This window comes from Cellulomonas xylanilytica, from assembly GCF_007989805.1.
Taxonomy (GTDB): domain Bacteria; phylum Actinomycetota; class Actinomycetes; order Actinomycetales; family Cellulomonadaceae; genus Cellulomonas; species Cellulomonas xylanilytica.
Genome location: NZ_BJUB01000002.1, coordinates 194617 through 212726 on the forward strand (window position 1 = coordinate 194617; position 18110 = coordinate 212726).

General features: G+C 72.9%; 18 protein-coding genes and 3 tRNA genes. 9 read left to right on the forward strand and 12 right to left on the reverse strand.

Translation table 11 applies throughout. The features are described 5' to 3' along the window. Positions 1–10: 10 nt before the first annotated feature. Complete coding sequence (locus tag CXY01_RS03770) at positions 11–1171, reverse strand: polyprenyl synthetase family protein (protein ID WP_186813286.1); 1161 nt, start codon at positions 1169–1171, stop codon at positions 11–13. 216 nt (positions 1172–1387) lie between these two features. Here CXY01_RS03770 and galE point away from each other — a divergent pair, with 216 nt between their 5' ends. Further along, entirely contained in the window at positions 1388–2347 is a 960-nt protein-coding gene (gene galE, locus CXY01_RS03775) for a UDP-glucose 4-epimerase GalE (RefSeq protein ID WP_146925733.1), read from the forward strand. A 210-nt stretch (positions 2348–2557) separates the two neighbouring features. Here galE and CXY01_RS03780 read toward each other — a convergent pair whose 3' ends face one another. The 3 genes from CXY01_RS03780 to CXY01_RS03790 all read right to left on the reverse strand — a co-directional run bounded on the left by CXY01_RS03780 (position 2558) and on the right by CXY01_RS03790 (position 4831). Beyond that, the gene (locus CXY01_RS03780) at positions 2558–3469 is read right to left on the reverse strand and encodes an LLM class flavin-dependent oxidoreductase (RefSeq protein WP_146925734.1); all 912 of its coding nucleotides are present in this window, start codon (positions 3467–3469) and stop codon (positions 2558–2560) included. A gap of 91 nt (positions 3470–3560) precedes the next feature. Continuing rightward, positions 3561–4472, reverse strand: a complete 912-nt coding sequence (locus CXY01_RS03785; protein WP_146925735.1) for a cation diffusion facilitator family transporter — start codon at positions 4470–4472, stop codon at positions 3561–3563. Positions 4473–4477: 5 nt separating this feature from the next. Beyond that, a complete protein-coding gene (locus CXY01_RS03790) occupies positions 4478–4831 on the reverse strand; it encodes a metallopeptidase family protein (RefSeq protein WP_146925736.1) in 354 nt (117 codons plus the stop codon). Between the two features lie 149 nt (positions 4832–4980). On the opposite strand from CXY01_RS03790, the gene CXY01_RS03795 reads away from it, so the two are divergent. The 6 genes from CXY01_RS03795 (at position 4981) to CXY01_RS03820 (ending at position 6653) form a co-directional block, all read left to right on the forward strand. Further along, a tRNA-Glu gene (locus CXY01_RS03795) sits at positions 4981–5053 on the forward strand. Positions 5054–5098: 45 nt separating this feature from the next. Then, positions 5099–5172 (forward strand) — tRNA-Asp (locus CXY01_RS03800). A gap of 51 nt (positions 5173–5223) precedes the next feature. Further along, a tRNA-Phe gene (locus CXY01_RS03805) sits at positions 5224–5296 on the forward strand. Positions 5297–5423: 127 nt separating this feature from the next. Then, entirely contained in the window at positions 5424–5864 is a 441-nt protein-coding gene (locus tag CXY01_RS03810; RefSeq protein ID WP_146925737.1) for a phage holin family protein, read from the forward strand. A 67-nt stretch (positions 5865–5931) separates the two neighbouring features. Beyond that, positions 5932–6342: a phage holin family protein gene (locus CXY01_RS03815; RefSeq protein WP_146926077.1), complete on the forward strand. Its 411-nt coding sequence runs from the start codon at positions 5932–5934 to the stop codon at positions 6340–6342. Beyond that, positions 6339–6653 carry a DUF3618 domain-containing protein gene (locus tag CXY01_RS03820; RefSeq protein WP_146925738.1) on the forward strand — a complete coding sequence of 105 codons (315 nt, stop codon included), beginning with the start codon at positions 6339–6341 and terminating at the stop codon, positions 6651–6653. Before CXY01_RS03815 ends, CXY01_RS03820 begins: the two co-directional genes overlap by 4 nt. Before the next feature lie 170 nt (positions 6654–6823). Here CXY01_RS03820 and CXY01_RS03825 read toward each other — a convergent pair whose 3' ends face one another. Then, the gene (locus CXY01_RS03825; RefSeq protein ID WP_146925739.1) at positions 6824–7033 is read right to left on the reverse strand and encodes a BldC family transcriptional regulator; all 210 of its coding nucleotides are present in this window, start codon (positions 7031–7033) and stop codon (positions 6824–6826) included. A gap of 506 nt (positions 7034–7539) precedes the next feature. On the opposite strand from CXY01_RS03825, the gene CXY01_RS03830 reads away from it, so the two are divergent. Further along, positions 7540–7752, forward strand: a complete 213-nt coding sequence (locus tag CXY01_RS03830) for a DUF3073 domain-containing protein (RefSeq protein WP_055911492.1) — start codon at positions 7540–7542, stop codon at positions 7750–7752. Between the two features lie 172 nt (positions 7753–7924). On the opposite strand, the gene purM is transcribed toward CXY01_RS03830, so the two are convergent. The 7 genes from purM to purL all read right to left on the reverse strand — a co-directional run bounded on the left by purM (position 7925) and on the right by purL (position 16796). After that, entirely contained in the window at positions 7925–9055 is a 1131-nt protein-coding gene (purM, locus tag CXY01_RS03835; protein WP_146925740.1) for a phosphoribosylformylglycinamidine cyclo-ligase, read from the reverse strand. Beyond that, on the reverse strand, positions 9052–10599 hold the full coding sequence (gene purF, locus CXY01_RS03840; protein ID WP_146925741.1) for an amidophosphoribosyltransferase: 1548 nt from the start codon (positions 10597–10599) through the stop codon (positions 9052–9054). Before purF ends, purM begins: the two co-directional genes overlap by 4 nt. Positions 10600–10661: 62 nt before the next feature. Continuing rightward, positions 10662–11066 carry a histidine kinase gene (locus tag CXY01_RS03845; protein WP_246125009.1) on the reverse strand — a complete coding sequence of 135 codons (405 nt, stop codon included), beginning with the start codon at positions 11064–11066 and terminating at the stop codon, positions 10662–10664. Positions 11067–11100: 34 nt separating this feature from the next. Further along, positions 11101–11481, reverse strand: coding sequence for a sterol carrier family protein (locus CXY01_RS03850; protein ID WP_146925742.1), 381 nt, complete (start codon positions 11479–11481; stop codon positions 11101–11103). Between the two features lie 229 nt (positions 11482–11710). After that, positions 11711–13066, reverse strand: a complete 1356-nt coding sequence (locus tag CXY01_RS03855) for a glycoside hydrolase family 6 protein (protein ID WP_146925743.1) — start codon at positions 13064–13066, stop codon at positions 11711–11713. 175 nt (positions 13067–13241) lie between these two features. Continuing rightward, positions 13242–14252, reverse strand: a complete 1011-nt coding sequence (gene rsgA, locus CXY01_RS03860) for a ribosome small subunit-dependent GTPase A (protein WP_246125011.1) — start codon at positions 14250–14252, stop codon at positions 13242–13244. 180 nt (positions 14253–14432) lie between these two features. Beyond that, a complete protein-coding gene (gene purL / locus CXY01_RS03865; RefSeq protein ID WP_146925744.1) occupies positions 14433–16796 on the reverse strand; it encodes a phosphoribosylformylglycinamidine synthase subunit PurL in 2364 nt (787 codons plus the stop codon). 285 nt (positions 16797–17081) lie between these two features. Here purL and CXY01_RS03870 point away from each other — a divergent pair, with 285 nt between their 5' ends. Then, a complete protein-coding gene (locus CXY01_RS03870) occupies positions 17082–18098 on the forward strand; it encodes a LacI family DNA-binding transcriptional regulator (protein WP_146925745.1) in 1017 nt (338 codons plus the stop codon). Positions 18099–18110: the final 12 nt, after the last annotated feature.

Below are 18110 nucleotides of genomic sequence, written 5' to 3' on the forward strand. Positions count from 1 at the left end.
CCCCAGCACGTCAGTGACCTCGTCCGACGAGATCGTCGACGACGCCCACAAGGTAGCCTCCCAACGGCTCGGGCACCCCGTCCACCGCCAGCTCCCGCGCGCGCAGCCCGGTGGCCCGGGTCAGCTCCCGCACCGCGTCCAGCGCCCCGCTGGCCACCAGGACGCGCCGCACGGCCGCAGCACCCTCCTCGTCGAGGTCCGCCCGGCCGACGTGCGCGTCGAGGAGCGCGCACCCGGCGTCGTCCGCCATCGCGTACGCCCGCCGCAGCAGCTCCGTGCGCTTGCCCTCGCGCAGGTCCGACAGCACGGACTTGCCCGTCACCGCAGGGTCGCCGAACACGCCGAGGTCGTCGTCGGCCAGCTGGAACGCGACGCCCAGGGCGGACCCCACGGCGCCCAGCCGGGCCACCTGCGCGTCGTCGGCACCCGCCAGCACCGCACCGACCACCAGCGGCATGCTGCCCGAGTACGCGGCCGTCTTCAGCTCCGCGACCGCGAGCGCGTCGACGTCCCGCGGCGAGGACAGCGCACCGGTCACGTCGAGCAGCTCGCCGACGACCGTCGTCTCGATGCCCTCGGCCAGCAGCCGGACCACCCTGAGCAGGGCGGCCGGGTCCGCGGGTGCGCTCGCCACCAGCGCGAACGCCGACGCGATGGCCAGGTCGCCCGCCAGCAGCCCGGCGGCCTGCACCTGGTCGGCGAGGGTCCGCTCCTTGAGCCCTCGTCCGACCAGGCGTGCTCGGGTGGCGCCTGCGACGTTCGGACGTCCGCGGCGCACCTCGTCGTGGTCGAGCAGGTCGTCGTGCACGAGCATCGCGGTGTGCAGCACCTCGATCGCGGCGGCGACGGGCGCGATGGCCGCGGAGTCGTCGTCCCCGTGCCCACCCCGGATCCCGAGGTACGCGGCGACTGCCAGCCGGGGCCGCATGAGCTTGCCGCCGACGCCGTCCGCGAGGTCCGCCCACAGGCGTGCCGCGACGTCCGACCGAGCGGCCGCCGCCCGCACCCGGCCGTCGAGGAAGTCCTGCAGGACCGTCGACGTCGCCGCCATCGTGTGCTCGACGGACCTCGCCAGCCCCGCTCGCTCGACGGCGTCGACCCGCTCGGCGGTCTCGACCCGTTCCCCCTCGGCTGCGCGTGGCTGCGTCCGCAGCGCCGACTCCACGTGCATGCGCTCTCCTGTCCCTGTCGCCGGCACCGACCCGTCCCCCACCCGGCCGGAGCCCCGAGGAATACTCAGGGTACTGAGCATCTCCGGGACCGCCACCGCGCGCGGTTGTTCTCGTCCCTTCGGTCCCAGGGCCCCCGGCGGATGCACCCGGCGCAGACTTTCTCTCCGCGGCGGCCGGGTCGGCCGCCCGGCATCGTCGTCGGTAGGCTCGGCACCATGACATGGCTGGTCACCGGCGGTGCCGGGTACATCGGGTCGCACGTGGTGCGGGCGTTCGGGCAGGTCGGGCTGGAGACGGTGGTCCTGGACGACCTGTCCAGCGGGCACCGCGGCTTCGTCCCCGACGGGGTGCCACTGGTGGAGGGCTCGATCCTCGACACCGACCTCGTCGCGGACACGCTCGTCCAGCACGGCATCGTCGGCGTCGTCCACCTCGCGGGGTTCAAGTACGCGGGCGTCTCCGTGGACCGCCCCCTGCACACGTACGACCAGAACGTCACCGGCACGGCCCACCTGCTCGAGGCGATGGCCTCCCAGGGTGTCGACGCGATCGTGTTCTCGTCGTCCGCGGCCGTCTACGGCACCCCCGACGTCGACCTGGTCACCGAGGACACGGCGACCGCCCCCGAGTCCCCGTACGGCGAGTCCAAGCTCATCGGCGAGTGGTTGCTGCGCGACCAGGGGCGTGCCGCCGGGCTGCGTCACACGTCGCTGCGCTACTTCAACGTCGTCGGGTCGGCCACCCCCGAGCTGTACGACACCAGCCCGCACAACCTCTTCCCGCTGGTCCTGGACGCCCTGGCCGCGGGCAGGACGCCGCGCATCAACGGCACCGACTACGCGACCCCGGACGGCACCTGCGTCCGCGACTACATCCACGTGGCGGACCTGGCCGACTCGCACGTCGCCGCGGCCCAGGCGCTCGCCGCCGGCCGCACCCTGGAGCCGGTCTACAACCTGGGCTCCGGCGAGGGCGTCTCCGTGCGGGAGATCATGGACGCCATGGCCGAGGGCACCGGCATCCCGTTCGAGCCCGAGACAGGCCCGCGCCGACCGGGCGACCCCGCCCGCATCGTCGCGTCCGGCGAGCTGGCCGCCCGCGACCTCGACTGGCGGATGCGCCACACCCTCCTCGACATGGTCACCAGCGCCTGGCAGGCCCGCCAGGCCCACTGACGCACCGCCGTCTCTCGCGGCGTTCGTAGACTCACGCGTCCCGACACCCGAACGTTCGGACGTCAGAGCCCTATCTCCGAGACGTCCGCACATACAGTCGTTCCGACGACCGAACGTGCGGACGTCACGCAGGTCTCTCGGCGACGTCCGCAAGTTCGGTCGTCCGGGCGACCGGATGTGCGGACGTTGGCGTCGCCAGTGCCGTACGGGTCAGAGGGCCTGCAGGCGGGGCAGGTGGTCGACCAGGCCCTCCAGCACCGACTCGTCGCCGGCGTAGATGCCGTCGGCGCGCGGCCAGTGCACGACCACGTCGGTGAAGCCGAGCCCCGCGGCTCGCTCGACGCCCTCGGTCACCAGGTCGAGCGAGGTCATCGAGAAGATCGGCGCCCCGTCCAGGCTGAGGTAGCGCCGCAGCGGGGGCTGCCCCGCGGGCCGGTGCTCCGCCTCGATCGCGTCGACCTGCTCGAGCATCGTCGCCAGCCCTGTCCACCACTGCTCCTGCGCGGCGGTGGGGTCGTCAGGCACGTCCTCCGTGGCGTACGCGGGACCGTAGGTGGCCCACCCCTGGCCGTACCGGGCGGCCAGCGCCATCGTGCGCGGACCGTTGGCGGCGACCACGAACGGGGTCCGCGGCTGCGCGAGGGTGCCGGGGATCATCCGCGCCTCGTGGGCCCGGTAGAAGGTGCCCTGATGCGACGTGACCGGCTGCGTCAGCAGCGTGTCGAGCAGCCCGACGAACTCCTCGAACCGGCGGGTCCGCTCCCCGCGGGTGGGTGGGTCGCCGGTGACGGAGGCGTCGAACCCCTCACCGCCGGCGCCGACGCCGAGCAGGAACCGGCCGTTGCTGACGTCGTCGAGCCCCAGCACGTCCTTCGCGAACGGGACGGGATGCCGGAAGTTCGGTGACGCCACCCACGTGCCGAGGCCGATGCGCTCGGTCACGGCAGCAGCCGCGGCCAGCAGGGGGACGGTCGCGAACCACGGCTGGTCGACGAGCGTGCGCCACGCCAGGTGGTCGTAGGTCCACGCGTGGTCGAACCCCCACTCCTCGACCTGCTCCCACTTGCGACGAGCAGTCCCCCACCGCTCCTGCGGCAGCAACGCGATCCCCACAGCAACCATCCGCCGACCTTATGCGCCCACCCGCCGTGACGTCCGCACCCGTGCGGGTCCGAGCCCTGACGAGTGCGGACGTCCAGGGTGGTGCGACGGGTCAGGCGTGCGCGTGGTGCTCGGTGCCGGTGGTGGACGGCGGCTCCAGCTGGAACGTGCAGTGGTCGACGTCGAAGTGGCCGGCCAGGCAGCGCCGCAGGTCGCCGAGCACGCGCCCGGCCTCGCCGCGGGACAGGAGGTCGTCCGGCACCTCGACGTGCGCGGAGAGCACCGGGACGCCCGACGTGATGGTCCAGGCGTGCAGGTCGTGCACGCCGAGCACCCCCGGGACGCCGCAGATGTGCGCGCGGATGGCGTCCAGGTCGACGCCGCGCGGGGTGGCCTCCAGGAGCACCGTCCCCACCTCGCGCAGCAGCGCGACCGCACGCGGCACGATCATCAGGCCGATGAGCACGGACGCTATGCCGTCGGCCCGCAGGTACCCCGTCGCCATCACCACGAGTGCGGCGGCGACGACCGCGGCGGAGCCCAGCAGGTCACCGAGCACCTCGAGGTAGGCGCCCCGCACGGTCAGCGACTCCTCCTGCCCCCGGCGCAGCAGCAGGAGGCCGACCGCGTTGGCGGCGAGCCCGACGACCGCCACGGCGAGCATCAGCCCCGCCTCGACCTCACCGGGGGTGACGATGCGGGCGATGCCGCCGACGATGACGCCTATCCCGACCGCAGCGATGACCAGCCCGTTGACCAGCGCGGCGAGGATCTCGGCGCGCTGCCACCCGAACGTGCGTGCCGCGGTCGCGGGCCGGGCGGCCAGCGCGGTGGCACCCAGCGCCAGGCCGACCCCGGCCGCGTCGGTGAGCATGTGCCCCGCGTCGGCGATCAGCGCGAACGACCCGGAGACCAGCCCGCCGACGACCTCGACGACCAGCACCGCGAGCGTGAGCAGGAGCACCGCGAGCAGCCGGCCGCGATGGGCCTGCGCCGCGGTCGAGTGGGAGTGGTCGTGTCCCACCGGGCTCAGTCCCAGCCCAGCTCGTGCAGCCGCTCGTCGTCGATGCCGAAGTGGTGCGCGATCTCGTGCACCACGGTGACGGCGACCTCCTCGACGACGTCCTCGCGGGTGTCGCAGACGGCCAGCGTCGGGAGCCGGAAGATCGTGATCCGGTCCGGCAGCGACCCGGCCGCCCAGAACTCGCCGCGCTCCGTCAGCGGGGTCCCCTCGTACAGCCCCAGCAGCTCGACCTCGCCCTCGGGCGGCGCGTCCTCCACCAGCACCACGACGTTGTCCATCATGGCCGCGAGCTCGTCGGGGATCTCGTCGAGGGCGTCACGGACCGCGTCCTCGAACTCGGTGGGGGACATGTCGACCATGCGGTCCATCCTGCCTGCTCAGGGCCATGAGCAGCGTGGTGACGACCGCCACTCGCCATCGACTTTGGAGATAGGGCCGCTGACCCCGTATGCTCGTCACCGGTCATCCGGCGCCTCGGCGTTGGGGGTTGGATGTTCGCGTCGGACAAGCCCCCATCGTCTAGCGGCCTAGGACCCCGCCCTTTCACGGCGGTAGCACGGGTTCGAATCCCGTTGGGGGTACGAGCAGTTCAGCACGTCAGCATGAAGGCCTTGCAGCAGTACCAAGGCCCCGTAGCGCAGTTGGTTAGCGCGCCGCCCTGTCACGGCGGAGGTCGCGGGTTCAAGTCCCGTCGGGGTCGCTCGATCCGCCCGGTCATCCTGTTCGCAGGAACCCGGGCGTCGTCGGTTACGGCCACTTAGCTCAGTTGGTAGAGCGTTCGACTGAAAATCGAAAGGTCGGCAGTTCGACCCTGCCAGTGGCCACACCAGGAGCCCCGCCCGGATCATCCGGAGCGGGGCTTCGTCGTCGGGTCGATGGAGCGCGGCAACCCCGCGACCAGGGCATCTGCTCCTAGTCTGGGTCGCACCGCACGCCGCACGAGGAGGACCCATGACCAGCACCCCCGGTGCCGATCGACCCCGCAGCTTCTTCGACCGGCTCACCGAGCCCTTCGCGGACCGGGCGCGCGAGAAGTTCGAGCAGGCGGAGGACCACGTCCGCGAGGCCATCCAGCACGAGATCGACGCGGTCGCGCGCAGCGTCCGGACCCGGGCCATCGAGGTCCGCCCGTCCGCCATCGGGTTCGCCGCCGCCGCACTCCTCAGCTTCTTCGGTCTGGCGCTGCTGATCACCGCCGCGGTGCTGGGTCTGTCGCACGCCGTCGACCCGTGGCTCGCCGCACTCATCATCGGCGTGGCCCTGCTGCTGATCGGCGCGGGCGTGGCCGCATGGGCCAAGCGGCGCCTCCCGCCGGCGCCCTCGGTGTCGGTCGTCCGCATCCACGAGCCCGTCCACCCGGCGGAGGAGCAGGTGCACCCCTGGGCGGACTGACTCGCGGGCGGGATCGCCGACCACCAGACTGAGTGCTCAACGGATGTGCAGACGAGAGGCCGTGCCCATGACCACCCAGTCGAGACTGCCGGGCGACGAGAAGTCGCTCGGTCAGCTGGTGTCCGAGCTCAGCGAACAAGGAGCGCGGCTCGTCCGCGCCGAGATCGACCTGGCCAAGGCAGAGATCACCGGGCGTGCGCAGCAGCTCGGCGTCGGCGCCGCGCTCATCGCGGCCGGTGCCGTGCTCGCGCTCTACCTGCTGGCCGCCGGGATCGCCACGACCATCATCGTGCTGGACCTCTGGCTCGACCTGTGGCTGGCCGCGCTGATCGTCTGCGCGTTCCTGCTGCTGGTCATCGTCGTCCTGGTCCTGATCGGCATCAACCGGGTCAAGGCCGGGTCGCCTCCGACGCCGGCGAGGGCGATCGAGAACGTCCAGAACGACATCGCAGCGGTGAAGGCGGGGTTCAGCGCATGAGCGACGAGGCGGTCCAGAAGCCTGCGAGCACGCAGAAGCCCTTCAGCACGCCCGAGATGGTGGCGCTCGAGGCCGAGCTCGCCGTGACCCGCGCGCAGCTGGCGTCGACGGTGGACGAGCTCGCCGCTCGTCTGGACCCGCGTGCGCAGGCGGGCAGGGCGGTCGACTCGGGGCGCCGGATGTGGCAGGACGCCACGAGCGGCGACGCCTCTCCCGAGGACCGCACGAAGGCGCTGAAGGTTCTCGGCGGGGCGGTGGCGGGCGTGGCGGTGGTCCTCGCGCTGATCGTCGCAGCGAGCCGCAGGGGCTGAGCGCGAGGCGGCCAGAGGGCCGTCAGAGACCGGGACAGACAAAGACTGCGAGGGTCGCATCGTCGCGACCCTCGCAGTCTTGTGAGGCAGGGGTGTCTGCCCCTCGTGGGGGCTCGACCGCCGAGGACCCGTCGATCGAGGTCGACGGGCTCGGCCGTGGGTGCAGTCGCTCAGCCGTCCGACGGGCGCTGCTGCGGGACACCGTTCAGCAGGTCACGCACCTCGGACTCGCGGTAACGCCGGTGCCCACCGAGGGTACGGATCGAGGACAGCTTTCCGGCCTTCGCCCACCGGGTGACGGTCTTCGGGTCGACGCGGAACAGGGTCGCGACCTCGGAGGGCGTGAGCAGTGTCTCGGTCTCTACGGGGTGTGCGTTCATCAGCTGCCTCCTGGCAAGCGTGCGGCCTGTGGTGCCGACACGTCGGCGCCCGGCCAGTCTGGTGCGGGTGGTGCAGGTCCAACCGTGTGAAACGTTCTCGGGATGGCAAGCCTACGTCCTCGATGCCCGAAATCTGACATCGCTCCCTAGCATGAACGAAAGCCTCAGACAGCGCATTCCGGGACACGTTCGGGTGACAACCTACACAGGACTCTCATACAACTCTCATACCGCTCCGCGAAGCGGCCGTAGGACCACCCTAAACCCGACCAATCGGTCATACACACCGACGCGCGCATCCGTCCACGTACGGTTGGACGGCCGACCTGTACTCGCCCCGCCGCAGGCCGACCGGCCGGGCGCACGTGACGCGTGTCGCCCCCGGCGAGTGGTCGGAATAGCGAACGAGCATGTACCGTTGCCCCTCGAAGAGACGATTCAGCACCCCGGGGCCGCACGTGTCAGCACGGAGCCGCCCCGCATCCACGTAAGAGGGGGTCGATGCCATGGGGCGCGGCCGTCAGAAGGCTAAGCAGACGAAGGTGGCCCGGGAGCTGAAGTACTTCAGCCCGGAGACCAACTACCGAGCTCTCGAGCAGGAGCTCACGTCGCACGGCCACAACGATGTCGTCACCGACAACCGCCCTCGCGCGGCTGTGGAGACCGACACTGACGACGACAGCGACGACTACCGCCGCTGGTCCGACGACGACCGCTGACGCGGTCGTCACCCACCTCGCGCGCGTCGCGAGACCGCCGAGCGAGGCGGCGGCAGCACGGCTGTCGCCCGTCTCGCTCGTCGCTCTCTGACGCCTGCCCCACGCGACTTCCTGAAGCCCTGCTGCGCGGGATCGCGGCGGGCGCCGTGGGGGTGCCCCGAGCGCCGACGCGCTACGCCCGGTAGTCGCCCGTGAGCTGGACCGCTCCCCCGTGCACGCCCTTGGTGCCCGCCACGAAGCCCGGAGCGCCGACCACGTCCCTGGTGGGATCGGCGTGCCGGACGGTGCCCAGCTCCCAGGCCGGCAGACCCAGCTCGGCTGCGTGCGCGAGGACCCCGTCGACGGCGTCGGCAGCGACGATCGCCACCATGCCGACCCCCAGGTTGAGCGTTCCCTCGAGGTCGGTCCACGGCACCTGCCCGAGGCGCTGCACCAGCGCGAAGACCGGGGGCAGGGTCCAGCCCCCGCGGTCGATGTCCGCGACCAGCCCCTGCGGCAGCACGCGCGCGACGTTGGACGCCAGCCCCCCACCCGTGACGTGGCTGAACGCGTGCAGACCGGCCACCCCGGCGCGGTCCGCGAGCGCGAGGCAGTCCGAGGCGTAGACGCGGGTGGGCTCCAGGAGCTCCTCGCCCAGCGTCCGGCCGAGCTCGTCGACGTGACGGTCCAGCGACCAGCCCGCCACCGACACCACCTTGCGGACCAGGGAGTACCCGTTGGAGTGCAGGCCGCTGGACCCCAGCGCGAGCAGCACGTCACCGGACCGGACGCGCTCCGGGCCGAGCAGGCGGTCGGCCTCGACGACGCCAGTCGCGGCACCGGCCACGTCGTACTCGTCGGGACCCAGCAGCCCGGGGTGCTCCGCGGTCTCGCCGCCGACGAGCGCCGTCCCGGCCACCGAGCAGGCGGCGGCGATCCCGCGCACGATGCCGGCGATGCGCTCGGGCACCACGCGGCCGCACGCGATGTAGTCGGTCATGAACAGGGGCTTGGCGCCCACCACGACGATGTCGTCGACGACCATGCCCACCAGGTCGAACCCGATGGTGTCGTGGATGTCGAGCGCCTGCGCGATGGCGACCTTGGTGCCCACGCCGTCGGTGGACGTAGCGAGCAGCGGCTTGCGGTAGGTCAGCAGCGCGCTGGCGTCGTAGAGCCCGGCGAACCCGCCGACCCCGCCGAGCACCTGCGGGCCGTGCGTCGCTCGCACGGCGTCCTTCATCAGCTCGACGGCCTTGTCGCCGGCCTCCGTGTCCACCCCGGCGGTGGCATAGGTGACCTGCGTGCCCTGCGCGCCGCTCACGGGTGGTCCAGCGCGGTCGCGCCGCCGGCGCTCGGAACGATCGACAGCAGACCGTCCTCCGGGGCGCCCAGCGGGAGCTCGCTCTGCTCGAGCAGGAACTTGCCCAGCCGGTCGTCCGGCGGCAGCTCGATGGGGTACTGACCGGTGAAGCACGCGGCGCACAGCTGCGACGCGGGCTGCTCGGTGGCGGCGATCATGCCCTCCGGGGAGATGTAGCCGAGCGAGTCGGCGCCCAGCGACGCGGCGATCTCGTCGACCCCCAGGCCGTTGGCGATGAGCTCCGCGCGGGACGCGAAGTCGATGCCGTAGAAGCAGGGCCACTTCACGGGCGGCGAGCTGATGCGCACGTGCACCTCCGCGGCGCCGGCCTCCCGCAGCATCCGCACGAGCGCGCGCTGCGTGTTGCCGCGGACGATCGAGTCGTCGACGACGACCAGGCGCTTGCCACGGATGACGTCCTTGAGCGGGTTGAGCTTGAGCCGGATGCCCAGCTGCCGCAGCGTCTGCGACGGCTGGATGAACGTGCGACCGACGTAGGCGTTCTTGGTCAGGCCCTGACCGAACGTGATGCCGGACTCGGCGGCGTAACCGACGGCCGCGGGTGTCCCGGACTCGGGGACCGGGATGACCAGGTCGGCCTCGACGGGGTGCTCGATCGCCAGCCGACGACCCATGGCGACCCGCGCGGCGTGGACGGAACGGCCGGCGATCGACGTGTCGGGTCGCGCGAGGTAGACGTACTCGAAGACGCACCCGGCGCGGTCGACCGGTGCGAACCGGCTGCTGCGCAGACCGTCGGCGTCGATCGCGATGAACTCGCCGGGCTCGATCTCGCGGACGAACGAGGCGCCGACGATGTCGAGGGCCGGGGTCTCGCTGGCCACCACCCAGCCGCGCTCCAGGCGGCCCAGGACCAGCGGGCGGACACCCTGCGGGTCCCGCGCGGCGTAGAGCGTGTGCTCGTCCATGAAGACCAGGCTGAACGCGCCGCGCAGGCGCGGCAGCACCTCGAGCGCGGTGGCCTCGAGCGTGTGGTCGGGGTCCCCCGCCAGCAGGGCCGTGATGAGCGCCGTGTCGGTGGTGTTGCCGCGCGCTAGCTCGCCGCGCCGCTGGCTGCCGTAGCGCTCGGCGACGAGGTCGACCAGCTCCGCGGTGTTGGTGAGGTTGCCGTTGTGACCCAGCGCGACCGTGCCCGCGGCCGTCGGGCCGAGCGTCGGCTGCGCGTTCTCCCAGGTGCTGCCCCCGGTGGTCGAGTAGCGCGCGTGGCCGATGGCGATGTGGCCCTGCAGGGCGTTCAGCGCGGTCTCGTCGAAGACCTGGGACACGAGACCCATGTCCTTGTAGACCAGCAGCTGCTGGCCGTTGGAGGTGGCGATGCCCGCCGACTCCTGGCCGCGGTGCTGCAGTGCGTACAGGCCGAAGTAGGTGAGCTTGGCGACTTCCTCGCCAGGTGCCCACACACCGAAGACGCCACAAGCGTCCTGGGGGCCTTTTTCGTTGGGGAGGAGGTCGTGGTTCAGACGTCCGTCTGCGCGGGGGGCCACGCCCCTATGGTCGCACAGTCCTCGGACGTGCTCGTGGACGTGACCGCTCTGCAGACACCGCCTCAGACGTCGGGACGGACCGCCTTGCGGACGCTGCGGCGGTCCGCGACCACCGCGACGAGCCCTCCGAGGAACCCCCCGAGCACGGCACCGGCGACGGCCATGACCGTGCGCACCGCACCCTCGCCGTCGAGGAACGAGATGAAGCCGGAGCCGTCGGCCACCCAGGGCACCTCGGGGCGGACGACCGCGACGAGGACCAGCGCGACGACGATGCCGACGAGCGCGCCCGCGGTGATGAACGCGCCGAACTTCGGGGCGTGCCGGACCGTGGCCGGCTCGGCGACCCGGGCCAGCTCCTCCTCCGACGGGATCGGCACGCCGCGGGCGTCCACGGGGACCGACGGGGTCGGCGCGGCCGCCGGAGTCACGTCCGGGACGGCGTCGGGCTGGGGGTCGTCAGGCACCTCGTGATCCTAGGTCAGCGCTCACGTCCCCCGCTCAGCCGCGGGGGCGGGCGGCCTGCAGCGGGAGCCACTCGCGCAGGTCGGCGCGCTCCCCCGACGCCCGGATCCGCCCGTCGGACACGGCGGACTCCCAGGTCAGCGCCCCGGTCGCCAGCCCGAGCCAGGTCTGCGCGTCCGTCTCCACGACGTTGGGCGGGGTGCCCCGGGTGTGACGCGGTCCTTCCACGGCCTGCACCGCACCGTCCGGCGGCACGCGCACCTCGACGGCGTTGCCGGGCGCCACGTCGGCCAGCTCCTCGAGCGTGAACCGCACGGCCGTCCGGCGCGCGGCCACCGGGACGGCGCCGGGGTCGGTCCGCCAGACCGCGAGCGCGGCCCGTCCGTCGGCAGGGTCGGTACGTCGACGTGGCGGCATGCGTCGATTCTCCCCCGCCCACCGAGCACGCACCCCACGAGCGCGGCACGTCCGGACGAGCGCGGCAATAGGAACTGACGCGCTCGTCGCGAACTGCCGCGCTCGTCAAAGACCGCCGCGGTGGCCGGCCCGTCGTCCGCGGTGCGGCGGGACGCACGCACGAACGAGCTCGCGGACGCCACGATCCGTGACGTCCGCGAGCTCGGGGTGATGACCTAGGACCGGGTGGTCACCACTTCGCGTTGCGGGCCAGCTCCAGGGCCATGCTCTGGAACCACGCCCCGGCGGAGGGACCGCCGTTGCAGGTGCCGTCCGACTCGCCGGGCAGCTTGACCCAGAGCAGGGCGTCCAGGCCGGAGCCGTCGTTCACCAGGGTCGGCTTCTCGCCGAGGGCCCGACCGCTCGGGTTGCACCACTCGCCGTTGGAGCCGTTGCCGTTGCGCGAGGTGTCGATCACGAACCGCTTGCCACCGAGCTGCTGCGAGATCTGCTGGCCGTACGACTTCGACGCCGAGGTCGTCTGGTAGTTCGACGTGTTGAGCGCGAAGCCGACCGCGTACTCGAAGCCGACCTGGTTGAGGCGGCTCACCGCGGTGCTCACCGGGAGCCAGCCTGAGTGGCCGGCGTCGATGTAGACGCGGGCACCCTTGAGGGTGAGCGCCTTGGCGGCGTACTTGAGGAAGCCGATGCGGTCGCCCTGACCGTTGCAGTCGCCCAGCTGGGCGAGGGCGTCGGGCTCGAGCACCACGTACGGGCGGCCCTGGATGCCGGACGCCACCGTGTCGATCCAGGCGGCGTAGGCGCTCTCGGCGACACCGCCACCGGAGTACGAGCCGCAGTCACGGCCCGGGATGGCGTAGACGACGAGCATCGGGGTCTTGCCGGCCGCAACCGCGCGGCCGGTGTAGTCGGCCACCTCGGTCCTCGCGTGCGACGCGTCTGCCCAGTTGCCCACCCAGTACGCCTGCGGGGTCAACGCGATCTTCTCGAGCAGCGCCTTGTCCGAGCCGCCCGCGGCCTGCCACGCGCGGTACGCCTGCGTGGTGGGGTCGACGTAGAAGTTGCCGGCCGGCTGCGGAGGCGTGGTCTGCGTGGGCGTCGGGGTCGGCGTCGCGGTCACCGTCGGGGTCGGGTTCTGGGTCTGGGTGGGGGTCGGCGTCTGGGTCTGCGTCGGCGTGGTGCCGGTGCAGGCCGTGCCGTTCACCGTGAACGACGCGGGGATCGCGTTGGACCCGCTCCACGAGCCGTTGAAGCCGAAGTTGGCCTTCCCGTTGGTGCCGAGCGAGCCGTTGTACGACAGGCTCGCGACGGAGACCGTCGAGCCGCTCTGCGTCGCGGTGCCGTTCCAGAGCTGCGTGATCTTCTGCCCGGACCCGTAGGTCCAGCCGACGGTCCAGGAGCTGATCGGGTCGCCAAGGTTGGTGATGGTGACGTCGGCGCCGAAGCCGCCGCCCCACTGGTTGGTGATCTTGTACTCGACCTTGCAGCCGGGGGCGGCCTGCGCGGCGGTCGCGGCGGCGGTGAGGCCTCCGACCGCGATGGCCGCGGCGGCGAGCAGCGCGGTGGCGGATCTGCGGGTGGGCATGGGTCTCCTCGGGAGTTCTGTGTCCGGGCGGGGCGGGCTGCGCGTCGACAATGACGGCGGCTGCACCCCGGTCCCGTCGAGGAAACCCGACGGCGCTCAGGTCTGGCGAGCGCTCAGCAGCTTCCGAAACGTTTTGGTTCCGGATCCGCGTCGTCGATGCGCTTCCGCGCGCGCGTCAGGGGCGGGGGCGTCCCGGTCCGCGCAGCCCCCGCTGGTACTCCTTGGTGACCTTCTTCCACCGGTCCCGCTCCTCGGCACGCAGCCGTGCGTCCGACCGTCGCGCCTGGTACGCGGCCTCCCGTGCGAGCCGCTGCCAGCTGTCGAACCGGCGCTCCGCCAGCTCTCCCCGGTCGAGCGCCGCGCGGATGGCGCAGCCCGGCTCGCCCGCGTGGTGGCAGTCGGCGAACCGGCACGCCTGCGCCAGAGCCGCGACGTCCGCGAAGGTGGTGTCCAGCGCGTCGTCGTCCGCGACCACGCCGACCCCGCGGATGCCGGGCGTGTCGATGAGCATCGCGCCGCCCGCCAGCGGGACGAGCTCGCGGTGCGTGGTCGTGTGCCGGCCGCGCCCGTCGGCCCGCCGCTCGCCCGTCCCCATCACGTCCCGACCGGCCAGCGCGTTGACCAAGGTGGACTTGCCCGCGCCGGACGGGCCGACGGCGACGAGGGTGGCGCCGGGCACCAGCAGCGCTCGCAGGGCGTCCAGGCCCTGCCCGGTGGGCACGCTGACCGTGTGCACGTCGACGGCCAGGGCCACCGCGGCGACCTCCGCGGTCATGCCGTCGGGGTCGGGCACCAGGTCGGCCTTCGTCAGGACGACGACCGGGGTCGCGCCGGAGCGCCAGGCCAGCGTGAGCATCCGCTCGATGCGGCCGAGGTCCGGGTCCGGGTCGAGGTGCTCGACCACGAGAACGACGTCGATGTTGGCGGCCAGCGCCTGCACGCGCGAGGTCGCGCCCGCGCTGTCGCGGACCAGGGCCGTGGTGCGGGGTCGCAGGCTCGCACGCGTCTCGTCGACGAGCAGCCAGTCCCCGACCGTCGGCACGAGCCGCTCGCCGTCCTCGGTGCCGACCAGGCCGTCCCGGTCCAGCGTCACCCGGTGCGGCTCGTGCTCACCGTCCAGCCCGTCCGCGGGCAGCACGAGGACCGCGCCCTTGTCGGCGCGCACCACACGGAAGAGTTCGACCACGCCCCGACGGTAGGAGCGTGCGGCGCCACCAGGCCACGGAAATAGCGCTGCACGCGCTGGCGCGCAGCGTCTGCCGACCAGCCCCGACGCCGCACGTCCCGCGCGAACCCGACCTGGGCGCCGTCACGACTAGCGGAACGGCACCCCTGCCGGGGTCGGACGTGGCCGTGCGGACGAGGGTCAGCCGAACCAGCGCGGCAGGGTCGCCTCGTGGGCCTCGCGGGCCTCCGCCAGGGGCAGCGTGAAGACGCCCTGGACCTCGACCGCGGGGCCGTGCACGTGGTCGGCGGCGTCGGACGGGGTGCCGGCTCCGGGCGAGCACGACTCGGCGGTCTCGCCCAGGCGCAGCGCCGGGACGCCGCGGGCGGTGCAGAGGTCCACCAGGCGGACCTCCTCCGAGCGCGGGACGGCGACCAGCGCGCGGGCGGTCGACTCCGAGAACAGCGCCTCGAACGGTGTGACGCCGTCGCGGGCGCACAGGGAGTCGAGCGACACCTGCACGCCGACGCCGAAGCGCAGGCTCGACTCGACGAGCCCCTGGGCCAGACCGCCCTCCGACAGGTCGTGCGCGGCGTCGACGAGCTCGTCGCGGCTGGCACGGACGAGGACCTCGGCCAGCCGGCGCTCGGCGGCCAGGTCCACGGCCGGCGGCAGCCCGCCGAGGTGGTCGTGCGCGACCTCGGCCCACGCCGACCCGTCGAGCTCCGCGCGCGTGGTGCCGAGGAGGTAGACGGCCTGGCCGGGCGCGGTCCAGCCGGACGGCGTCGCGTGTGCGACGTCGTCGAGGACGCCCAGCACGCCGACCACCGGGGTGGGGTGGATCGCCGAGTCGATGAGACCCGGCTCCCCCGTGCCGTTGTACAGCGAGACGTTGCCGCCGGTGACCGGGACCTCGAGGACCTGGCACGCGTCGGCGAGGCCGCGGATGGCCTCGACCAGCTGCCACATGGAGTCCGGGTGCTCCGGGCTGCCGAAGTTGAGGCAGTCGGTCACGGCCAGCGGGCGGGCGCCCGTCGTCGCGACGTTGCGGTACGCCTCGGCCAGGGCCAGCTGCGCGCCGGTGTACGGGTCGAGCTTGGCGTACCGGCCGCTGGCGTCCGTGGCCAGCGCGACACCGAGGCCGGTGGTCTCGTCGACGCGGATCACGCCCGAGTCGTCGGGCTGCGCAAGTGCGGTGTTGCCCTGCACGAAGCGGTCGTACTGGCGGGTGACCCACGCCTTGGACGCGAGGTTGGGGCTCGCCAGGAGCTCGAGCACCGTGGCGCGGAGCTCCGCGTTGGTCGACGGCTTCGGCAGCGCGGCCGTCGTGTCGGCGTTCAACCCGTCCTGCCAGGCCGGCCGCGCGTACGGGCGGTCGTAGACCGGGCCCTCGTGCGCGACCGTCTTCGGGTCCACGTCGACGATGCGCAGGCCGTGGTGGTCGATGGTGAGGCGGCCGGTGCCGGTGACCTCGCCGATCACGGCCGTCTCGACGTCCCACCTGCCGGTGATGGCCAGGAACGCGTCGAGCTGGTCGGGGCGGACCACGGCCATCATGCGCTCCTGCGACTCCGACATGAGGATCTCGCCGGCGGTCAGCGACGGGTCGCGCAGCAGCACGTTCTCCAGGTCGACATGCATGCCGCCGTCGCCGTTGGACGCGAGCTCGCTGGTCGCGCACGAGATGCCCGCGGCGCCCAGGTCCTGGATGCCCTCGACCACGCGCGCGGCGTAGAGCTCGAGGCAGCACTCGATGAGCACCTTCTCCATGAACGGGTCGCCGACCTGCACGGACGGACGCTTGGAGGGCTTGGTGTCGTCGAACGTCTCGGAGGCGAGGATCGACGCACCGCCGATGCCGTCGCCGCCCGTGCGGGCCCCGAACAGGACCACCTTGTTGCCCGCGCCCGAGGCGTTGGCCAGGTGGATGTCCTCGTGCCGCAGCACGCCGAGGCACAGCGCGTTGACCAGCGGGTTGCCCTGGTACGAGGCGTCGAACACGAGCTCGCCGCCGATGTTGGGCAGGCCGAGGGAGTTGCCGTACCCGCCAACGCCCGCCACGACGCCGTGCACCACGCGGGCGGTGTCGGGGTGGTCGACGGCCCCGAAGCGCAGCTGGTCCATGACGGCGACCGGCCGGGCGCCCATCGAGATGATGTCGCGCACGATCCCGCCGACGCCCGTGGCCGCACCCTGGTACGGCTCGACGTAGGACGGGTGGTTGTGCGACTCGACCTTGAACGTCACCGCCCAGCCGTCGCCGATGTCGACGACGCCCGCGTTCTCGCCGATGCCGACGAGCAGGTGCTCCTTCATGGCGTCCGTGGTCTTGTCGCCGAACTGACGCAGGTGGTTCTTGCTCGACTTGTACGAGCAGTGCTCGGACCACATGACCGAGTACATGGCGAGCTCTGCCGCCGTGGGGCGGCGACCGAGGATGTCCCGGATCCGCTGGTACTCGTCCGGCTTCAGGCCCAGCTCCGCGAACGGCTGCTCCTGGTCCGGTGTCGCGGCGGCGACGTCGACGGTGTCGGTCTGGGGGGCGCGCGCAGGTGCGGTGGTCATCGATTCCCTCGGTGGAGACCCGTGGGGCCGGGCGCAGGCCGGTTGGCGCGAGCAAGCCCAGCCGACGTCGGCAGACGCGCACAGGATACCGGCGCCCGGACGCCGTCCGGAGCAGCGTCCGCGCCGACCAGTTTCCCCGCATTCCCGGCGCGCTCGCCCCGCCCGCCGATCCGCGAGGTGACCTGCAGCGACAGGCGCAGCATGACTGGGGACCGCCCGGGATGACCGTGATCGCGCCGTTCGGTTCGAGTTGCGCAACTCGTCCCGAGGTGTGACGGTCGCCACATGAAAGCGCTTCCTACGCCGTCGGGTACCGAGACGGGCGCGGTGACGATCTACGACGTCGCCGCGCGTGCCGGCGTGGGCATCGCGACCGTCTCCCGGGCCATGCGCGGCTCCGCGCCCGTGGCCGAGGCGACCCGCGCACGGGTCCTCGCCGCCGTCGAGGAGCTCGGCTTCCGGCCCAGCCATGCCGGCACCTCGCTCGCCGCGCGCACCCACGCCGCCAACGGCATCGTCTTCCCCGACCTGTCCGGCCCCTACTTCGCCGAGGTGCTGCTGGGCTACGAGGAGGCGGCGTCCCGGCTGGGCCGCAGCGTGCTCGTCCTGGCCACGCACGGCCGCCCCGACGCGGACGCCGCGGTCCGTGACCTCGCCGGCCGCGTCGACGGGCTGGTCGTGCTCGGCCGCACCGTCCCCGACGAGACCATCGCCGCCCTGGGTGACGTCCCCGTGGTCGTCGTCGCCCGCCCGGTCCTGGCCGGGGTCGACTCCATCCGCGCCGACAACCTCACGGCCGCACGCACGCTCGGCGAGCACCTGGCCGGGCACGGGGTGCGGCGCGTCGCGTTCCTCGGCTCGCCCGAGGAGTCCCCCGACGTCGCCGAGCGCTGGCGCGGCGTGCGGGACGGCCTCGGCGCGCACGGCATCGAGCCGACCGTCACGCCGTGCCTGTTCGACGAGGACTCCGGCACGCGCGTCGCGGCCGGCCTGCTCGCCGTCCGCCACCGCCCGGACGCCCTCGTGTGCGCCAACGACGAGATCGCGCTCGGAGCGATCGTCGCGGCGGAGGAGATCGGGCTGCGCGTCGGGCGGGACGTCGCGATCACCGGCTGGGACGACGTGATGGCAGCGCGCCACGCCCGTCCGGCCCTCACCACCGTCCGCCAGCCGATGCGCGCGCTCGGGTCCCTCGCCGCCGAGGTGCTCGACGAGCGCATCACCGGAGACCGCACGACCCCGCGGCACGAGCTGCTCACCACCGACCTGGTGGTGCGCGACAGCTGCGGTCTGCACCCCTGACGGACCCCACGC